Annotated in this window: 14 protein-coding genes and 1 other RNA gene; 5 read left to right on the top strand and 10 right to left on the bottom strand. The window is 35.8% G+C overall.

The genetic code is table 11. The annotated features are described in order from the left end of the window. Positions 1–375: 375 nt before the first annotated feature. The 8 genes from folB to PQG54_RS06945 all read right to left on the bottom strand — a co-directional run bounded on the left by folB (position 376) and on the right by PQG54_RS06945 (position 10,553). Positions 376–780: a dihydroneopterin aldolase gene (folB, locus tag PQG54_RS06980; RefSeq protein WP_271790226.1), complete on the bottom strand. Its 405-nt coding sequence runs from the start codon at positions 778–780 to the stop codon at positions 376–378. Positions 781–792: 12 nt separating this feature from the next. Next, a complete protein-coding gene (locus PQG54_RS06975) occupies positions 793–1,599 on the bottom strand; it encodes an SDR family oxidoreductase (protein ID WP_271790227.1) in 807 nt (268 codons plus the stop codon). Positions 1,600–1,774: 175 nt separating this feature from the next. Continuing rightward, positions 1,775–4,048, bottom strand: coding sequence for a Hint domain-containing protein (locus PQG54_RS06970; RefSeq protein WP_271790228.1), 2,274 nt, complete (start codon positions 4,046–4,048; stop codon positions 1,775–1,777). Positions 4,049–4,243: 195 nt separating this feature from the next. Then, complete coding sequence (locus PQG54_RS06965; RefSeq protein ID WP_271790229.1) at positions 4,244–4,384, bottom strand: hypothetical protein; 141 nt, start codon at positions 4,382–4,384, stop codon at positions 4,244–4,246. A 27-nt stretch (positions 4,385–4,411) separates the two neighbouring features. Continuing rightward, complete coding sequence (gene thyX / locus PQG54_RS06960; protein WP_271790230.1) at positions 4,412–5,338, bottom strand: FAD-dependent thymidylate synthase; 927 nt, start codon at positions 5,336–5,338, stop codon at positions 4,412–4,414. Positions 5,339–5,426: 88 nt separating this feature from the next. Next, the gene (locus tag PQG54_RS06955) at positions 5,427–6,752 is read right to left on the bottom strand and encodes a hypothetical protein (RefSeq protein WP_271790231.1); all 1,326 of its coding nucleotides are present in this window, start codon (positions 6,750–6,752) and stop codon (positions 5,427–5,429) included. Between the two features lie 264 nt (positions 6,753–7,016). Further along, positions 7,017–9,068, bottom strand: coding sequence for a hypothetical protein (locus PQG54_RS06950; RefSeq protein WP_271790232.1), 2,052 nt, complete (start codon positions 9,066–9,068; stop codon positions 7,017–7,019). A 102-nt stretch (positions 9,069–9,170) separates the two neighbouring features. After that, positions 9,171–10,553 (bottom strand): hypothetical protein, encoded by a 1,383-nt coding sequence (locus tag PQG54_RS06945; RefSeq protein ID WP_271790233.1) that lies wholly within the window; start codon positions 10,551–10,553, stop codon positions 9,171–9,173. A gap of 125 nt (positions 10,554–10,678) precedes the next feature. Between PQG54_RS06945 and ssrA the strand changes: the two genes are divergently transcribed. The 3 genes from ssrA to wrbA all read left to right on the top strand — a co-directional run bounded on the left by ssrA (position 10,679) and on the right by wrbA (position 12,368). Beyond that, positions 10,679–10,984, top strand: a transfer-messenger RNA (tmRNA) gene (gene ssrA / locus PQG54_RS06940). Between the two features lie 47 nt (positions 10,985–11,031). Further along, positions 11,032–11,580: an SspB family protein gene (locus PQG54_RS06935; RefSeq protein WP_271790234.1), complete on the top strand. Its 549-nt coding sequence runs from the start codon at positions 11,032–11,034 to the stop codon at positions 11,578–11,580. A gap of 185 nt (positions 11,581–11,765) precedes the next feature. Next, complete coding sequence (gene wrbA, locus PQG54_RS06930) at positions 11,766–12,368, top strand: NAD(P)H:quinone oxidoreductase (RefSeq protein WP_271790235.1); 603 nt, start codon at positions 11,766–11,768, stop codon at positions 12,366–12,368. A gap of 70 nt (positions 12,369–12,438) precedes the next feature. On the opposite strand, the gene PQG54_RS06925 is transcribed toward wrbA, so the two are convergent. Both PQG54_RS06925 and PQG54_RS06920 read right to left on the bottom strand, forming a co-directional pair. After that, positions 12,439–13,572, bottom strand: coding sequence for a tetratricopeptide repeat protein (locus PQG54_RS06925; RefSeq protein ID WP_271790236.1), 1,134 nt, complete (start codon positions 13,570–13,572; stop codon positions 12,439–12,441). A gap of 200 nt (positions 13,573–13,772) precedes the next feature. Beyond that, on the bottom strand, positions 13,773–14,309 hold the full coding sequence (locus PQG54_RS06920; RefSeq protein WP_271790237.1) for a hypothetical protein: 537 nt from the start codon (positions 14,307–14,309) through the stop codon (positions 13,773–13,775). A gap of 133 nt (positions 14,310–14,442) precedes the next feature. On the opposite strand from PQG54_RS06920, the gene PQG54_RS06915 reads away from it, so the two are divergent. Together PQG54_RS06915 and queA are read left to right on the top strand one after the other, a co-directional pair. Beyond that, positions 14,443–14,919, top strand: coding sequence for a hypothetical protein (locus PQG54_RS06915; RefSeq protein WP_271790238.1), 477 nt, complete (start codon positions 14,443–14,445; stop codon positions 14,917–14,919). Between the two features lie 79 nt (positions 14,920–14,998). Continuing rightward, positions 14,999–16,048 carry a tRNA preQ1(34) S-adenosylmethionine ribosyltransferase-isomerase QueA gene (gene queA, locus PQG54_RS06910; protein WP_271790239.1) on the top strand — a complete coding sequence of 350 codons (1,050 nt, stop codon included), beginning with the start codon at positions 14,999–15,001 and terminating at the stop codon, positions 16,046–16,048. Positions 16,049–16,050 lie beyond the last annotated feature (2 nt).

The following is a 16,050-nucleotide window of genomic DNA, read 5'->3' as shown; positions in this document are numbered from 1 at the left end:
ATCTACGCGTTCTCAAATATATATTATTTTATATTGAAAAGAAAAAGATTGTTATTTGATAATATGTTGCACGGCAATTAGTCGTTCAAAAATAAATAAATGATATTAATGAATTGTTTAGAATATGACAGTCAAAACTTACAATAATAAATGCAATAATAACGTATTGTATTTATATATCAAAAAATGTATATATGATTAATATAGATATGTTTCTTAAAAATTCGTAGGATATATTATTCTATGAGTATTTACTTAAGCTAGTAAAACTATATTTTAATACGGAAATTATAAAGAAGACTATTTACTTGAAAATAAATGAAAATTTTCGGCACATTTCATCACAAAGGACGATTAATTTCCAGTTAATTATAGTCATGAAAAAACTATTTTTTTATTCCAACGCTCAATTTCCACTCCAACCCCTTGAGCCTCAGGAATGATATCCAGCTTTTCAAGCGTGACACGCGCCACATGGATACGTTTATCTTCTAAAATCGTTTCAATAATTGTTTCTGCCAAAGTCTCAACTAAATGAAAATGGGTATGGCTAACAATTGTCTTAACTTGATTGGTAATATCTTCATAAGATACTGTCCGAGCGAGATCATCGATACCAATTCCTTTATCCTCGATAACCCCCACAGAAATATTTATTTGCAACCGTTGGGTTGTTTCTTGTTCGAAATCATAAACGCCAATTCGGGCTTGTAAAATCAAATTCTTAATAAAAATACGTCTTAAGGGTGGTCTATTTGACCATGCAGGGAAAAAGCTCATTTTTAAATTCTATTACTCATCATTATATGTCCCCACTGCAGGGGACCATTGTAAATGCTGTCCACCATCCAATGCCAACATTTGCCCAGTAACAGATGGTAAACAAAGTAACCCTAATACCGCTCTTGCGACTTCTTGTGAAGTCGTTCCTTGTCCCAAAGGTGTCGATTTACATTGACGATCGAATTGCTCATCGCTTTGACGTTTATGCGCCATGGCTGGACCAGGGCCAATTGCATTCACGCGTATCGATTTTGGCGCCAACGCCAAGGCCATGGTTTGCGTCAATGTCCATAATGCTGCTTTGGAAACCGTATAACTTACAAAATGAGGCGTTAAAGACCAAACACGTTGATCCAACATATTAATCACACACCCTTCGGCACCCGTTGGCAGCGCTTTGGCGAAATCTTGAATAAGTTGAAAAGGCGCCCACAGATTGGGATTTTGGTGTTGTTGCCATGTCTCAAGCGTTACACTGTCCCACTCATCGCGGTCAAAAACGCTGGCATTATTAACCAATACGCCAATACGCCCTAACTGTTGAGTTGCTTGTTCTACTAATGAGGTCACTTCTTCAGGATTGGACAGCTCTGCGGTCAATAAAACAGCAGAACGCCCCAAGGCTCTGATTTCTGTTAGAACTTGATCAGCCTGAGGCGTACGAGTACGTGCATGAACCGCGATATCAAAGCCAACTTTGGCTAGTGTTAAAGCAATCTCGCGACCTAGACGAATAGTTGCACCCGTAATTAACGCAACTCTTGGAATTGTGGTCGGAACCATAAAAAAATCGTTTAACAATAAACCACCACCCATTCTTAACCTCAGTTTGAATAATAAGAAGTGTTATCAGTATACGTATATTTTTATAATTAACCATCTAAAATTTTTAATTTATTATTTCAAAAATGATAATGATTGACTTGGATAGATGAATATTAATTATTCGTATTTTATTATTTCTTTAGAACAATTAACATTAACAATGGTTTCACTGGTTAATGGCTATCTTTTCTGACATTTCATGATCTTGGGCAATATAGGGACCCCCTGCAAGAACATGAATAACAATTACAGAAGATTCTTCACCGCCATGATTAGCTAGGTTTAATACCGCGTTACCATTTGTCCAGCGATGTGGCCCCTGCTCTTTCACATCCCATCCTTGCAAACGTGGATATTCTATATGATCTTCAATAGGATATATTATGCTATTCGTTAATAATGTTATATTTCCTACCAAGACTCCTAAATGACGACGATCATCTACAAATGGTCCAATAATGTGGCTGGGCTTACTCGTTCTTGAGACCAATCGAACACTTGATGTGTTCCGGGGAATAACAAAAGAAAAACGACCTTTTGATTCATGTGCTTTATGAATAACTTCACCATTATTAGTCACAAGATGCAATCCCGCATCTTGCGTGACAGGAAGCTCAATAGATTTAGATTGTAAACCAAGGGATGCTGCACGTCCTACGAGTTGCTGATAAATTGGCTCGACGATTTCACGGGTAACAACCAATGGATATGCTGAATCGATATTCCATTGTTTGGCTTTGGGATAAAGAGGAATAACGTTACTGTTGTCTTGGAAACTGGATCTATTACCAGTATCCAAATAACTTTCCGTTTGCATCCCATCAGCCGTAATGACAGAGTGATCTTCCGTTTCAATATGGTAATAAGTATATTCAGTAAAAGAAACATCATAAAAAATTGAACTATTATTGACTAGCATACGTGCAGGAATAAACTGATCATTTAAAAATAAGCAATGTTCAGCAGTAATCAAAAGATCTTTAAAGGGAACGCCATCCGAAATTGCATCTTTTAAAATCCTAACTGGATAACCAGCCTGATCTTCAGATAGTTGCTTACGAACGTTAACTTTTTTATGACCGACCCATGTGATAAGACTATTTTTTACACCGTCCATACTGTATGAAACAACCTTATCGCCAATTTGTAAGTTTTCAACAGCAACTGCACCGTTTGGTGTATCGATTAATGTCCCCCCTAAGAAACAAACATCACTATTTGAATAGTTTGAAACGGCAGCACCATTATACTGATACACATCAATTATAGCGCCGCTTCCTGTTCCAACATAGCTATCCTGAAAGCTTGCACCTTGATATAAATATATATTGCCTTTACCATCGCCCAGATGAAAGGTTGCTGGCGTACCACTAGGCGTATTGGTTAAATTATATTTCCCATAAGAACTACCTGGTTCATAGAAATAATCATTTTCAGTTACACTACCATTATAAATATAAGTTATTTGAGAAATATATGTATTATTTCGAGAAATGCCCGTCGTCGTATTAGAACCATTCTGCAAATAACCATTCGCCACGAAAGAATTTTGTATTGTTCCATTATTATAAATAGTAGGAGTAGTTGTGCCAGTCATCGTAATACCATCTACCACTGCACCGCTATTAATCGTCATCCCTCTAATATTGATTAAATTAATTGGGCCTTCAATATTATTTAATGTTCCATTGGAATAAACTGTTTTACCATCAACAAGGCTTGCCGTCCAAGTTCCCCCAACATAAGAAGGATAATCATTCGTTAATGTAAATTGATTATTACTATAGTCAGCATGTGGCTCTTGCGAAATATTTGCTGAGCCATATTCAGAGCTATGGTTAACACGAAATGATAACGTTCCCGTTTTTGAAGCATTGGCATTATTTGCAGTAAGATTAGGAGCGCTAAAATTTAAAACTTTAACATTTGCTGCAGTTTTAATGCTTCCATTTTTACTAGAAGTTGTAAAACTTGTGGACGTTCCTGCAGGGAGCTGCGATAAATTTAATGTACCACTCGAAGTTCCTGCATTCCCTGGATTATAGAATGTATCATTTAAAGATGCCGATCCAGAGTTAAATGTTATTGCTTCGCCCACGTAGTTATTGGAAGAAGACGTTCCCCCGTCAGCAATGGTAATAGCCCCATTAAATATGTCAGAATTTTCAATAGTACCGCCAGCTTGAACCGTTATTTTAGGTGATGAGTTACTTGAATTTCCAACAATTACGGCATAGCTGACAATTGCACCAGATGCTATTGTCAAATTGGCACCAATTAAATTTACAGGTCCTTCTATAGTTTGTGAACCATCGGAACTGACATACACCGTTTTATCATCCTTTAATTGGGCTGTCCATGTTCCCCCAATTAAACAAGGATACTCATTTGTGATGGTTACATTACTAAAATTGGTGTCTTGATTGATATTATTTGACATCTAGCATTACCTTTATTTTTAATATTCGTTTTGATATCGAATAAAATTTAAAGCTAATAACTGATATGTAAGTATAATTTTAGATTTCAATAAATTATGTATATTTTATACTTAATTTACAAATTTATGTGATTTATGTAACAGTAATCGTTAATAAACCCTTAAAAAGATTAATAAAAATTAATAAAAAAGCTATTATTTTGATGCTGGTGCTGTTGCTTGACGCAGATAGTTTCGATCCGCATCAAGGTCACGACCAACAGGAAAAAACCACATGCCAACCATAACAAAAATGAATAATAATCCGATGGCTGATACGTAAATTAATTTTTGCACTTCGTTTTTCCCCGTTTAGTTAAATCGTTATTTAGTTTGATAAGGAGCCAACATTTGCATCATTTCAGTCCATTCACGTTTTGTTAAACCGCTATTATCCTGCTCAACAGTTTCACCATTTAACATTTTACCCAACACTTGCATCATAGAAGCTGAAAAAGTCACCGCACCACGGCGATAATCTTCAAAGGCTTCACAAGCAATTGGAACCCATGCTTGCAAGGTTTTTAACATGGCTTCGGCATAAACTCTGATCTCATATTGAGCATGTGGATCAATACGTAATTGTAAAAAGTGAAATAAGTTATGTAGGTTAATCTTCCAATACCATTGACTATAACTATTTAATGTTAAATTCATTCTGGCAAGTTCACGTGCCAACCCATACCCATCTTCTTCAGCTGGTTTCAACATAGTTTCATAATTATCATAACATTGTTGTGCATCTTGTTTTAATAAATGAATAACCGCTGCTGCTTGCTCAGAGGATAAAACATCCCCTCTCCCTTGATTATTAATTTTACTTTGTGCTGCCAATACTTCTGGCTCTGGAATATAAAACTCACGATCCATAATAGAATAGCGTGCTGAATATTCATTTACACTGGCAGTACGATGACGGATCCATTGACGTGCAACAAAAATAGGTAAACGGATGTGATACTTAATCTCACACATTTCAAATGGTGTTGTGTGGTGATGGCGCATTAGATATCGAATTAGTCCACGATCTTCGGAAACTTTCTTCGTCCCTACACCATAAGAAACGCGCGCAGCTTGAACAATAGAAGAATCGTCCCCCATATAATCCACCACACGAACAAACCCATGATCTAGGACTGGCAAAGCCTTAAATAACATGGCCTCCAACCCTGGCGAAACAGGTCGTTTGGTTGGAATTTGAAGATTGGATTGAGAGTCTATTTCTGCTTGTTGTTCTGCTGTAAGAGGCATGATAATCCCACTCTGATGAAATAATAAATATGCAAAAAGTGCATTTCTTTATAAACCACAAACACAGCGCTGAACACCCACACGGCAACTAATTTTTGGGGATCGCTGTTATCGTCATATTATTCTGATTGATTAATTTAAAGAAATCCAGAAAATTCATATTCAATAAACTGTTAACGCGCTCTGGCGTTTCAAAAACAATTGATAGCTGCATCATATGATTACGATGCTGTAGAATATCAGCAAGCGCTGTATAAAGCTGCCGATCAAGTTCAAAATCTTTCCCTTTAGAAAACTCTATAAATTTATTAAGTGTATCCGTATAAACTTGTTTCTCCGTTTGTTGTGTATTATGAGCGAGAATTAAAAAAATTCTATTTTTTAACCCAGCATCATATAGGGATAAATTCATTGCTTTTAATAAAACGCTATCTGACCAATTAAGAATATAAGGATCGAACACTTTTTGATCCACATAAAAACGACTTTGTAAGTATAACCCCATAAAATCATACCCGAAATAATTCATTTTATGCAAAGAAAATAACGAATCTTTGAGATAATACGTAAAATTAGAATGAAACGCTCCGTTAATACGAGTATATCCTAATCTTTTCAGATATTCTGCGAACAAACTATAAGAAGAGATCAAATCATAATCGAATTTGTCTGCTAAAATCTCACCATCCCACACTGTTTCTTGACGGGCGAGATGGATATTTAACTGTCCGATTGACAATCGTTTTTGATGTGAACGATACCCCACCACGCCATACGCTTTAAAAAAGAAGTCTGTGTTGGTTAAAAAAGAAGCAATCGTTTCTATTTCATTAAATTTACGCTCATTAGACATTTCTAAAATAAATTGATCGAAATGCAAAGCATCCAAAGATGCAGATCGACCCGTTTTATTGATAGGGGCAACATCAACATTATAAAATAAATATGGGCGTTTTTTGGCTGAACCTTGTCTGGTAATCTGCCAACTCCCTAAGCGTAAATTTCCCCATTCTGAGTTAAAATAAGCCCCTTTTATATTTCCTTGTTCAAAAGAAATATTGCGAATAACAGCCCAAGACAAACCTGTTTTTAGGTCAGATTGTGCAAAAGCTGGAATGTTTAGATTATCAAACGCCAATGAAGCAATAGATGCTGATAATGATGGCGAATTGATTTGAAGATCTTTAATGTTTAAATTACTAACACTGTGCGTATCTTTTGGGACTGCTGATATTTTCCTCATTGTAACTTTTATATTTTGAGGAAATGTCAGCTTAACATTGGTAATTACAACCGATTGCGTAAACCAATTAATATGTGCTTCTGAATAAGAATACTGCCCATTTGCACCAACAAGCTGTCGCAGCCTGCTTTGCACATGCATCAATGCGCTTTGTGCGTGTGTATGAGCCACTTGGTAAATTTTGATCCCTACCCATATAAAGAGCGAGCATATCACCAATATTAATAATAATTTCTTTTTCATGCTGCTGGTAAAATTCACAATGTTAATAAAACCGTGTTATGATCTAATTCAATTTATCTATAAAGCATAATTGAGAAACAAAGAAACAAAATTATCAACTCTGTTCATCGGTTTTTCGAAGTTTGATCAATTCAGCATTCGCACTTAATAAAATTAAGCCATGGAATAATTTCCATGACTTAGTGCAGAATATTAGTGTTTTATGGGAACGGCTTGGATTTTAATATTTAATAAATTAAACTGCTCTTCTGAGCTTTTATCATCAAGAACCGCTCCTGAGATAGGTGAAGTTGGCATGGATGATAATTTAATTTTTGTTACTTGTGGATTTTGAAGAAAAGCCTTAAGCGTTTTCACTAAATCTTCTGTAAATGATGCAGGAATATCTTTATCCTTTTGAGCCACCTCTTTCACAGATGCAATAATTGATTCTTTCACTTCTGCTTCAGTTGTGCCTTGTTCTTGACTAGCAGATTTTAGTAGTCTCTCGACAACACCATTATTTTGCATAACGACACTTAATTCTTTTAATTTTACCTCTGGGTTTGTTAAAATGGTCTCTGGCGAATCGTAAGAGATGGATAGCGGAGCATTTGCTTGGAGTGTTGCGCTAATTGCTCCAATATCTTTAAATGTTAACTCTTTTAGTGATACAGACAAGAAATTTGTATTCATTTGATATTGCATCGTTAAGCGACCAGAAACAGAAACTTGACGATATCCCATCTGTTTCAATGCATTTAATAAATCACTACCACTGACATCAGGAACAGAAAATTCTAACCCATCCAGTGCATAAGTTTCATTAGAGTTTCCTTCTTTCGTCATGTCTGACTTGGTCGTCAGTGTTCCTAGTGAAATAAACTCTTTACCAAAAGAGATTTTGAGGCCAGAAACACTGCCTGTGTTTACAATTCCACCAACCTTTTTGGCATAGTCTTGCAATATATTCGTATAATTTTTGCCAAAATTATCAAGATTATTTAAATCAATTGATTCCAACATACCTATAAATGTCGCTGCATCTACCCCAGAGCTTTCAAAAGATGCAAGCGATACGACTATTTTACTAAAATAAGGAATGACAACAGAAAAATCTTTCAAAGATTGGCTGGTTTTACGATCCACGCCATAGTCTTTCATTTGATAATGCGCTAATTTAAACGCAGACTTGTATTCCTCCACAATCACCTTATCAATACTTAACAAACTAAATTGCATTTTGGATAGCAATTGAAATATTTCTTTGGCTTTGTCGTTTATGGATTTACGATCGTTCTCATTAGCAACAAACTCTGATTGAATTTTCAACATATTTGCCAGATTGATTTGATCAATCTTAAAAGACCCAATTGATAAATTTTGTCTGGAATCTTTAACCGTTAAATTTTGCAGCAAGATATCTGTCTTTTTATCCAGTCCATAATCTTTGGTATGATAACGTGCTATTTGAAATGCAGGACCATATTTATCCTTAAATTGCAAATCTTCGATATTTAACAAACCAAACTGCATCATTGATAAATTCTGAAGCAAGCCTTTGTTGAGCGCCTCTGATGATCTGTAATTTTTCCTATCTGCAAAAAACGCTTCTTGTCTTTTTGAAATATCCGCTAAATTTACTTGATCGATTTTAAAAGATTTAATTGAAAAATCACTGCGACCTGTTGCAGATAAATTATTCAGAAGCATGTCACTTTTCTGACTCAATCCATAATTTTTAATTTGATATTGAGCCACTTTGATATTGGTGTTGGTATCTGGTTTAAATTCAAGATTCTGAAAATTTAACAATCCAAAACTAATTTTGGAAGGAACAATTTTTTTTATTTTGCCACTTTCAATAACAATCCATCCTGCGTCTGCTTTGGCATTTGCAATCTCAGTATGCTCAACCGTAAAAAGCTGTTCAGTAGCAGTTTCTTTTTCTTTGACAGCTAATTGATCAATCTTTAAATTTTTAATGTCATCATCAGAACCCATAACAGCACTGACTTTGTCAGCGGTGTAGACTTCACCATCTTTGTATTTAATAACAACTTTATCCATAGTTGCTTCTTGTGAAAAAATACCAATATTATGGTTTGCGTAAGTAATTGTTGCTCCAGGAAAAGTATTTTTAATCAATTCAATCTTTTGTTGGAATTTCTTTTCTGCTTGTTGAGAAGCATAATAATACCCACCCCCACCAACAACGCCAAGACCAATCACAACAACCGCACCAATAACCGCGACTTTACTCATATCCACCACCAATATTATTCGCTATATTCAAAAAAAGCTGTAGAGTTTTAAACTTCTACAGCTTTTAACACGCAAAAAATTTATTCTAACTTATAGAATAAATTATTTCCCTGCTTCTGTTTTAACACTTAGATTCAATTTTTCGATCATTGAGAACGGAGAATTTCCAACAAGCTCCATAGCATTCAATGGTGCTTTAGGATTCATTGCAATGACCATTGATTTCTTAGGATTGTTAATCAAGTCAATAACCGCTTCATCTGCCTGTTTTTGAACGGGCATCGTTGCGTTAGCTTCATCTTGTTTCAGCTCATTAATCATATTTTCTTTGACTTTATCAGCTGGTAAAGATTGTTTTTTTGCCTCTTGATCAATGGCTTTTTCAAGTAAACCTTGATTTTGTAAAATGACTTTTAATGAAATTAATTTGTAATCTGTCATGACGGATTGTGGATTAGCATTTGAAAGTGCTGCTGGACCATTAAATTGCAAATCTGCATTTAAATTACCCATATCTTTAATAGTCATTTCAACAGGGACAAAAGACCATTGTTGTTTTGCCTTATTATAGCTTGCAGAGATTTTACCAAATGCATCCAGTTGGTTATACCCCATTTCTTTAAGTGCAAATAATTGAGGATTATGCGCTGTGTCGATTTTTAAACCAGAAAAAGTTGCTGTGCTTTTTTGATCGCCGTTTTCAGCGATAGAATTTTCAGTGTCAATTTTCGCAAGAGACCAAATCTGACCTTTAGCGTTATATTCTAGACCATCCAAGGTACCCTTTTGAGGTTGGCCTGGTAATACTTGAGGTGTTTTCCCTTGTTCGACAGTTGCAACGATTTTGGCAAAATCCAAACCATCAATCTGCATTTGGTTGATTTTCAGACCTTCTGAATTATCTTTGCTATAGCTTGATTTTATCTCGAACTGTTTCATTGTCTGATCAGATTTACGATCCAAACCATAATTTTTCAATTCATATTGTGCAACGGTAATGGTTTCATGTGCATTAGGCCCAACGGCTTTGATGTCTTGAAGGTTTAACAAATCAAAACTGACCTTTGAAGGATAAAATTTCTTAATTTTACCATCTTCTATAACTACAGCATCTTTGGAAGCAACTGCGTTCTTGATGTCAATATGATTAACATCAATAGTACCACCATCAATCACTGTATGAAATTTATCCAAAGAAACCTCACCCAGCTTATCTTGAGAAACACCACTAGCTACCAATGTGTCGGCGGTATATTCGTGCCCTTTGTCATCCTTGAAAACAACTTTATGCAAAGTAGCAGATTGTGAAAATGGACTGACACTGGAGCTTTCATATTTTAATGAAGATCCAGGTATTGATTTTTCAATTAATGAGATTGTTTTATGTAATTCATCGTTTGCTTTGTTAGAGGCATAATAATAACCACCCCCACCAACAACGCCAAGACCAACAATAACAATACCAATAACCGCAGCTTTACTCATAAAACTATCCCTTCACTAAAACTAAATTACGGTCATTATAAATATAGTTCAACTTTATACAATTCCTCTTTTAAAAAAAAAGAAAATCGTTACTTATAATCTATAGTTTTATTTATTTTATTATCCCCCTTTTTTTATTCTGAAATTTAAGTTATGATCGGCATGTTAATTCGTTAACTATGGTAATAAACGGTATATGGAATAAGCGTAGTGGACCCGGGGGCAGTACCCGGCATCTCCACCAAATTATGGGGATGAAACAGGCTCGACACGCGTAGTAAAGATATATTTTTTACTCGGCATGGTTCCGCCGTTATCGGGCTATATTTTACAAATGCCAACGATAATTTCGAGGCACACGCTGTTGCGGCCTAATAAGCCAATGTAACAAGCGCGGCTGAGGGTGCGCCGGGCAACAGAAGCCCCTCATTATAAATACATGTATTAAATATTTAAAATTCTAAAGAGACTATAACATATGACGCATTCTGATGGTTATGACAATAATGGCTTTGGTGAAAACCCACCCACAAACTTGTTACCTTATCACGAATGGATTGAATCAGCTTATCGCCAAGTAACAATCAATGCATTAAAACATATTGCCAAAAATGGAATGCCTGGTAATCACAGCTTTTACGTAACTTTTCTTACCACTTATTCCGGTGTTTCCATTCCTGCACGATTAAAAGCACAATACCCCGAAGAAATTACAATTGTTTTACAACATCAATTTTGGGATTTAATGATTGATGAACATAAAAACATTATATCAGTGGGTTTATCTTTTGGCGGGGTATCTTCGACACTCATCATCCCATTGGGTGCAATTACTGCTTTTTCTGACCCAGAAGCAAAATTATTATTTACGTTCTCCCCTTTACCTTCACCTGTTTCTGCAATACCGAACGCTTTGACCAATGAACAAACAAAAGCCAATGTCGAAACATTGCCCACACCAGACGCTGGTGATACAGAAGAAACCCCAGTTATCAGCCTAGATGCTTTTCGTAAAAAACACGATTAGTGAAGTACTTTATAAGTCACCTTTTTTTATATTGATATCACAATATAAATCTGCATTCATTATATTTCCTTTTAAGACCTCCTACTCTTAGTTTAAGATGTTTTAATTAAATGACCTATTATCTTTTTGAGAATATTCATTAAGATTAATTATTAAGACAACACATAATATAAAGGATCAATATAATGTCTGCACGTATCTTAGTTCTATACTATTCCACATATGGCCATATTGAAACAATGGCATATGCTATTGCCAAAGGGATCGAAGCTACTGGCGCAACAGCTGTCGTCAAACGCGTTCCAGAAACAGTTCCAGAGGAAGCCGCAAAGGCCAATCATTTCAAATTAGATCAAGCTGCTCCGATTGCGTCTCCACAAGAGCTTGCTGAATATGATGGAATCATTGTCGGTACTGGCACACGTTTCGGTCGTATCTCCTCTCAAATGGCAAGCTTCTTGGATCAAACAGGCGGGCTATGGGCTAAAGGCGCACTAATTGGTAAAGTAGGTGGCGTATTCACCAGCACAGGAACACAACATGCTGGTCAAGAATTGACCTTAATGTCATTAATTACTAATTTAATGCATTATGGTATGACTGTTGCTAGTTTCCCGTTCTCTTTCCCTGGTTTAGCAGAAATCAACGAAATTACTGGTGGAACACCTTATGGTGCATCAACAATTGCTGGACCTGATGGATCCCGCGCTGTATCTAAAAATGAATTAGATGGTGCTGAATTCTATGGCAAGCATGTTGCTGAGATTACCAAAAAATTAGCTTCTTAATAAATTGATATAACTTATTTTCTAGGTTTGGAATTAAAAATATATTCTAAACCTAGAATTTGAAAATGAATTATTCATTATTCATTTGTTTATACTGACTACAAGCGAGTTCATATTTATTGATACATGCTTGTTTAAAATATTCTTTGGCTTTTACTTTATCTTGTGGCAGATCCACACCATCGGAATGTCGCTTCAGACCATATTTATACATATACCCAAGCTCATATTGTGATTCACCATCACCTTTTTTAGCAGCTTTTTCATAAAAGAATATAGCAACACCAGCTTTTTTAGAGCCAAAATCACCATCTCGAACCGCAGAAGCATATTCTTTTTCCGCCTCTAAATATCCGTGAAAAGCTGATTCTTGTAACCAATGCTCTTCTAATTGTTTATTTTTTTCTACACCAATCCCATGACGATAACAGTCTGCGAGTTTATATTGTGCTTCTGCCCCATTTTGATTTGCGGCTTTCTCATACCAATCTTTAGCTTTTTTTCTTAGCGGTTCTATTTTCGATTCAATCTCATCCAATTCCGTCATTGCCTTATCTCTCAACTGTGGATTAGCTATATCTGCTGGTTTATAGCGCCCACTGTTCATCAATAATATTCCTTCATCTTTGCATATATCGCCCATTTTTGTTTGAGCATCTACATTATTCTGATTGGCTGCTTTTTCGATAAGAGCCTTTCCTTTTGTCTTATCTTTGGGAACAGCGTTACCATTATAATACAGCAACCCAAGGTTATATTCCGCTGTGATATTTCCTTGTGATGCAGCTTTTTCAAACCAGTCTTTTGCTTTCGTATAATCTTTGTTCTTACCCTTAGAATAAGATAACCCAAGATTTAGCTGCGCATCTACATTCCCTTGAGCCGCTGCTTTTTCAATCAATTCTTTTGCTTTAACCTGATCTTTGGAAACACCCTTCCCTTGTTCATACAACAACCCTAAATGATATTGAGCGGCAACATTACCTTGACCCGCAGATTTCTGAAACCATTCTGCAGCTTTTGGATAATCTTGAGGAACTTTATCCCCATTATAATAAATCATACCAAAATTATATTGAGCCTGGGCATCACCCGTGGCTGCTTTGTGTTCGATTGTTGTTATATCTGTGCTATCTTGTGCAAACCCATCATTTACACCACCAAGCAACCCAACCGTTACAAGCAATACATATTTAAATTTCATTAAATTACCTATCTTTTACAAAAACTTATAAATAAAATTCATTTTTAATAGATAATTATTGAAATAAAAAGCATTTATAACACAATTATTTGTATAACGATAAAATCAGTTGCAACAAATGTAAATAATTACCCCTGTCCAAACCCAGGAGGATAAAAGATGAGTTAATCACAATAACAATCATCACATACGATATAATATCAAGCCAGCTCTTTATCAAAAAAACAAATTCTCTCGCCTTTATCATTTATATAAGATAGCGTAATGGCATCGAACCCATTTCGTTTAACATCCTCCCATGACATGGTTTGTTCGTTAATTAAAATAACATCACCCTTTTCATCAAAGTCATATTCCTCTTTTTCTTCTTCATAAGGAATATTATAATATATTTCTAATATGAGTTCAGAGGCTGACAAATCATATCGTTTCAAGGGTCTGTTTACCAAACGATCTCGATCAAACTCATCACAAAACATGCTGTCATATCCGTGAAATGCACCGTCAAATACCAATATTTCTTCGTCGGTTGCAGGATCTTTAACAACTATTTTTTCCGGTGCATCCTTGGTATCCGTTATGTAGAGCTGTTTTTCACCTGGTATTTTATCTGTGTTCCCATAAAACCAAACTTCTAACTGTTTGTTCCCTTTGCTGGAACATAAAGTCATCGTTGTAACTTCATCTTTATGTTTATATTCAATTGCAAATTTTTCTAAATATGTTGGAATTGGCATAATGTAATCTCAATGAGTAAATTTAAAGATATTACTTAAATATTCACTTATCATTATAAAATAAAGATAAATCTCGTGCATAAGAGCATGGTACTATAATCTCAAATATCTTATAATTTTTGATTGAGAAGCCATGATGAAGCAATTTCTTTTAGCATTGACCGTTCTATTATTACCAATATCAGCCAAAGCACAAATATCTTCGAAACAAATGTCTGCACAAACAGCACAAAGAGTTATCGATCGATATGCACCCATTGTTTGCAAAAAAGGTTTAAGCGGTCTGATTATTGATGTGCAAAAATGTTATAAAAAAACCAATATTAATAGTTCTGACATTGAAATCTGCGTTGCTGGGGATTTAATCCTTGTCATGGCGATTGATGGTCGACAACTCCCTCCTGATCTTGATAAATCTTTTATCAATGAACGTGCTTTTGAAGAACGAATTAAAAAAGTGGCTGACTCTCCTTATTTCTTTGGTGGGCAACCTGCACAGCACGCAACCGATAAAGGAGTTGGATTATTTTATTATATTGGCGATGGTTTGGCACCTTATATTGATGATAATCATCCATTACAAAGTCTTGCACAACACTGTAAAAAATAAGATCGCTCTTGATTAATTTCAATCATCCGTTATCTATAACCATAATTACTCGCTGCCAGACGATAATGGATGATTTAAAATGACTGACCAAACTGTTGATTTTGATTTTGACTTACCAGAAAATTGTATTGCGCATCACCCTATGCGTCCCAAAGATTTGGCAAAATTACTCTATATCCCTGCTCAGCATGGTCCAGAAGATAAAATCATCCGTGACCTACCTTCTTTTTTCCGCAAAGGCGATATCCTTATTGCCAATGATACCAAAGTTATTCATGCAAAACTATCCGCCATGCGAGGGGCAGCACATATAGGAATCACGTTGGATCGTCCAATGGGGGACGGACGCTGGCATGTTTTAATTAAAAACAGCAAAAGATTAAAAGTCGGCGATAAATTAGATTTTCCTGATGGCAAAATCTATGCAACGGTTGAAGAATTAGAAATTGGTGGCAGTGGTTTTATTCGTTTCAGTGTTGAAGGGGATGCGTTTGACGAGTGGTTGCGCGCTATTGGTCAACTTGCCCTACCCCCTTATATTGAACGTCCTACAGGACCAACTGAACAAGATGAGCAGGATTATCACACTATATTTTCTCATCACCCTGGTGCGGTAGCAGCCCCCACCGCAGGATTGCATTTTACAGACGATCTTTTAACACAACTTGATACTATTGGTGTTGAACGATTGACGTTGACGTTGCATGTAGGGGCTGGAACTTTTTTACCTGTGCGTAGTGATAATATTAGTGACCATCACATGCATGCAGAATATGGAATTATTACTCCTGAAGTAGCTGAACAGTTAAATCAAGCCAAAGCTGAAAAGCGTCGTATTATTGCGGTGGGAACAACCTCGTTGCGTTTACTGGAAAGCGCAGTGGATGAGCATGGGATTATGCACCCATTTCACAAAGAAACCTCGATCTTTATTCGTCCAGGTTATCGTTTCAAAGCCGTTGATATGCTGATGACTAATTTTCACTTGCCTAGATCGACATTATTTATGCTGGTCTGTGCATTTGGAGGAATAGAAAAAATGCGGCATGCTTATCAACACGCCATTCAAAGTGGATATCGTTTTTATTCTTATGGCGATGCGTGTTTGATTGAGGGTAGATCTGTATAAGG

It is taken from the genome of Commensalibacter communis, from assembly GCF_947179015.1.
GTDB lineage: Bacteria > Pseudomonadota > Alphaproteobacteria > Acetobacterales > Acetobacteraceae > Commensalibacter > Commensalibacter communis.
Note: the sequence above shows the minus strand (reverse complement) of the source record. Positions and strands in the feature narration are given on the sequence as shown.

What these genes read in the sequence shown, in the direction of transcription:
- PQG54_RS06935 (WP_271790234.1), top strand. Translation starts at nt 11,032, where the DNA reads ATGACGCATTCTGATGGTTATGACAATAATGGCTTTGGTGAAAACCCA.
- wrbA (WP_271790235.1), top strand. Translation starts at nt 11,766, where the DNA reads ATGTCTGCACGTATCTTAGTTCTATACTATTCCACATATGGCCATATT.
- thyX (WP_271790230.1), bottom strand. Translation starts at nt 5,338, where the DNA reads ATGCCTCTTACAGCAGAACAACAAGCAGAAATAGACTCTCAATCCAAT.
- folB (WP_271790226.1), bottom strand. Translation starts at nt 780, where the DNA reads ATGAGCTTTTTCCCTGCATGGTCAAATAGACCACCCTTAAGACGTATT.
- PQG54_RS06915 (WP_271790238.1), top strand. Translation starts at nt 14,443, where the DNA reads ATGATGAAGCAATTTCTTTTAGCATTGACCGTTCTATTATTACCAATA.
- PQG54_RS06925 (WP_271790236.1), bottom strand. Translation starts at nt 13,572, where the DNA reads ATGAAATTTAAATATGTATTGCTTGTAACGGTTGGGTTGCTTGGTGGT.
- PQG54_RS06920 (WP_271790237.1), bottom strand. Translation starts at nt 14,309, where the DNA reads ATGCCAATTCCAACATATTTAGAAAAATTTGCAATTGAATATAAACAT.
- PQG54_RS06970 (WP_271790228.1), bottom strand. Translation starts at nt 4,048, where the DNA reads ATGTCAAATAATATCAATCAAGACACCAATTTTAGTAATGTAACCATC.
- PQG54_RS06950 (WP_271790232.1), bottom strand. Translation starts at nt 9,068, where the DNA reads ATGAGTAAAGTCGCGGTTATTGGTGCGGTTGTTGTGATTGGTCTTGGC.
- PQG54_RS06945 (WP_271790233.1), bottom strand. Translation starts at nt 10,553, where the DNA reads ATGAGTAAAGCTGCGGTTATTGGTATTGTTATTGTTGGTCTTGGCGTT.
- queA (WP_271790239.1), top strand. Translation starts at nt 14,999, where the DNA reads ATGACTGACCAAACTGTTGATTTTGATTTTGACTTACCAGAAAATTGT.
- PQG54_RS06975 (WP_271790227.1), bottom strand. Translation starts at nt 1,599, where the DNA reads ATGGGTGGTGGTTTATTGTTAAACGATTTTTTTATGGTTCCGACCACA.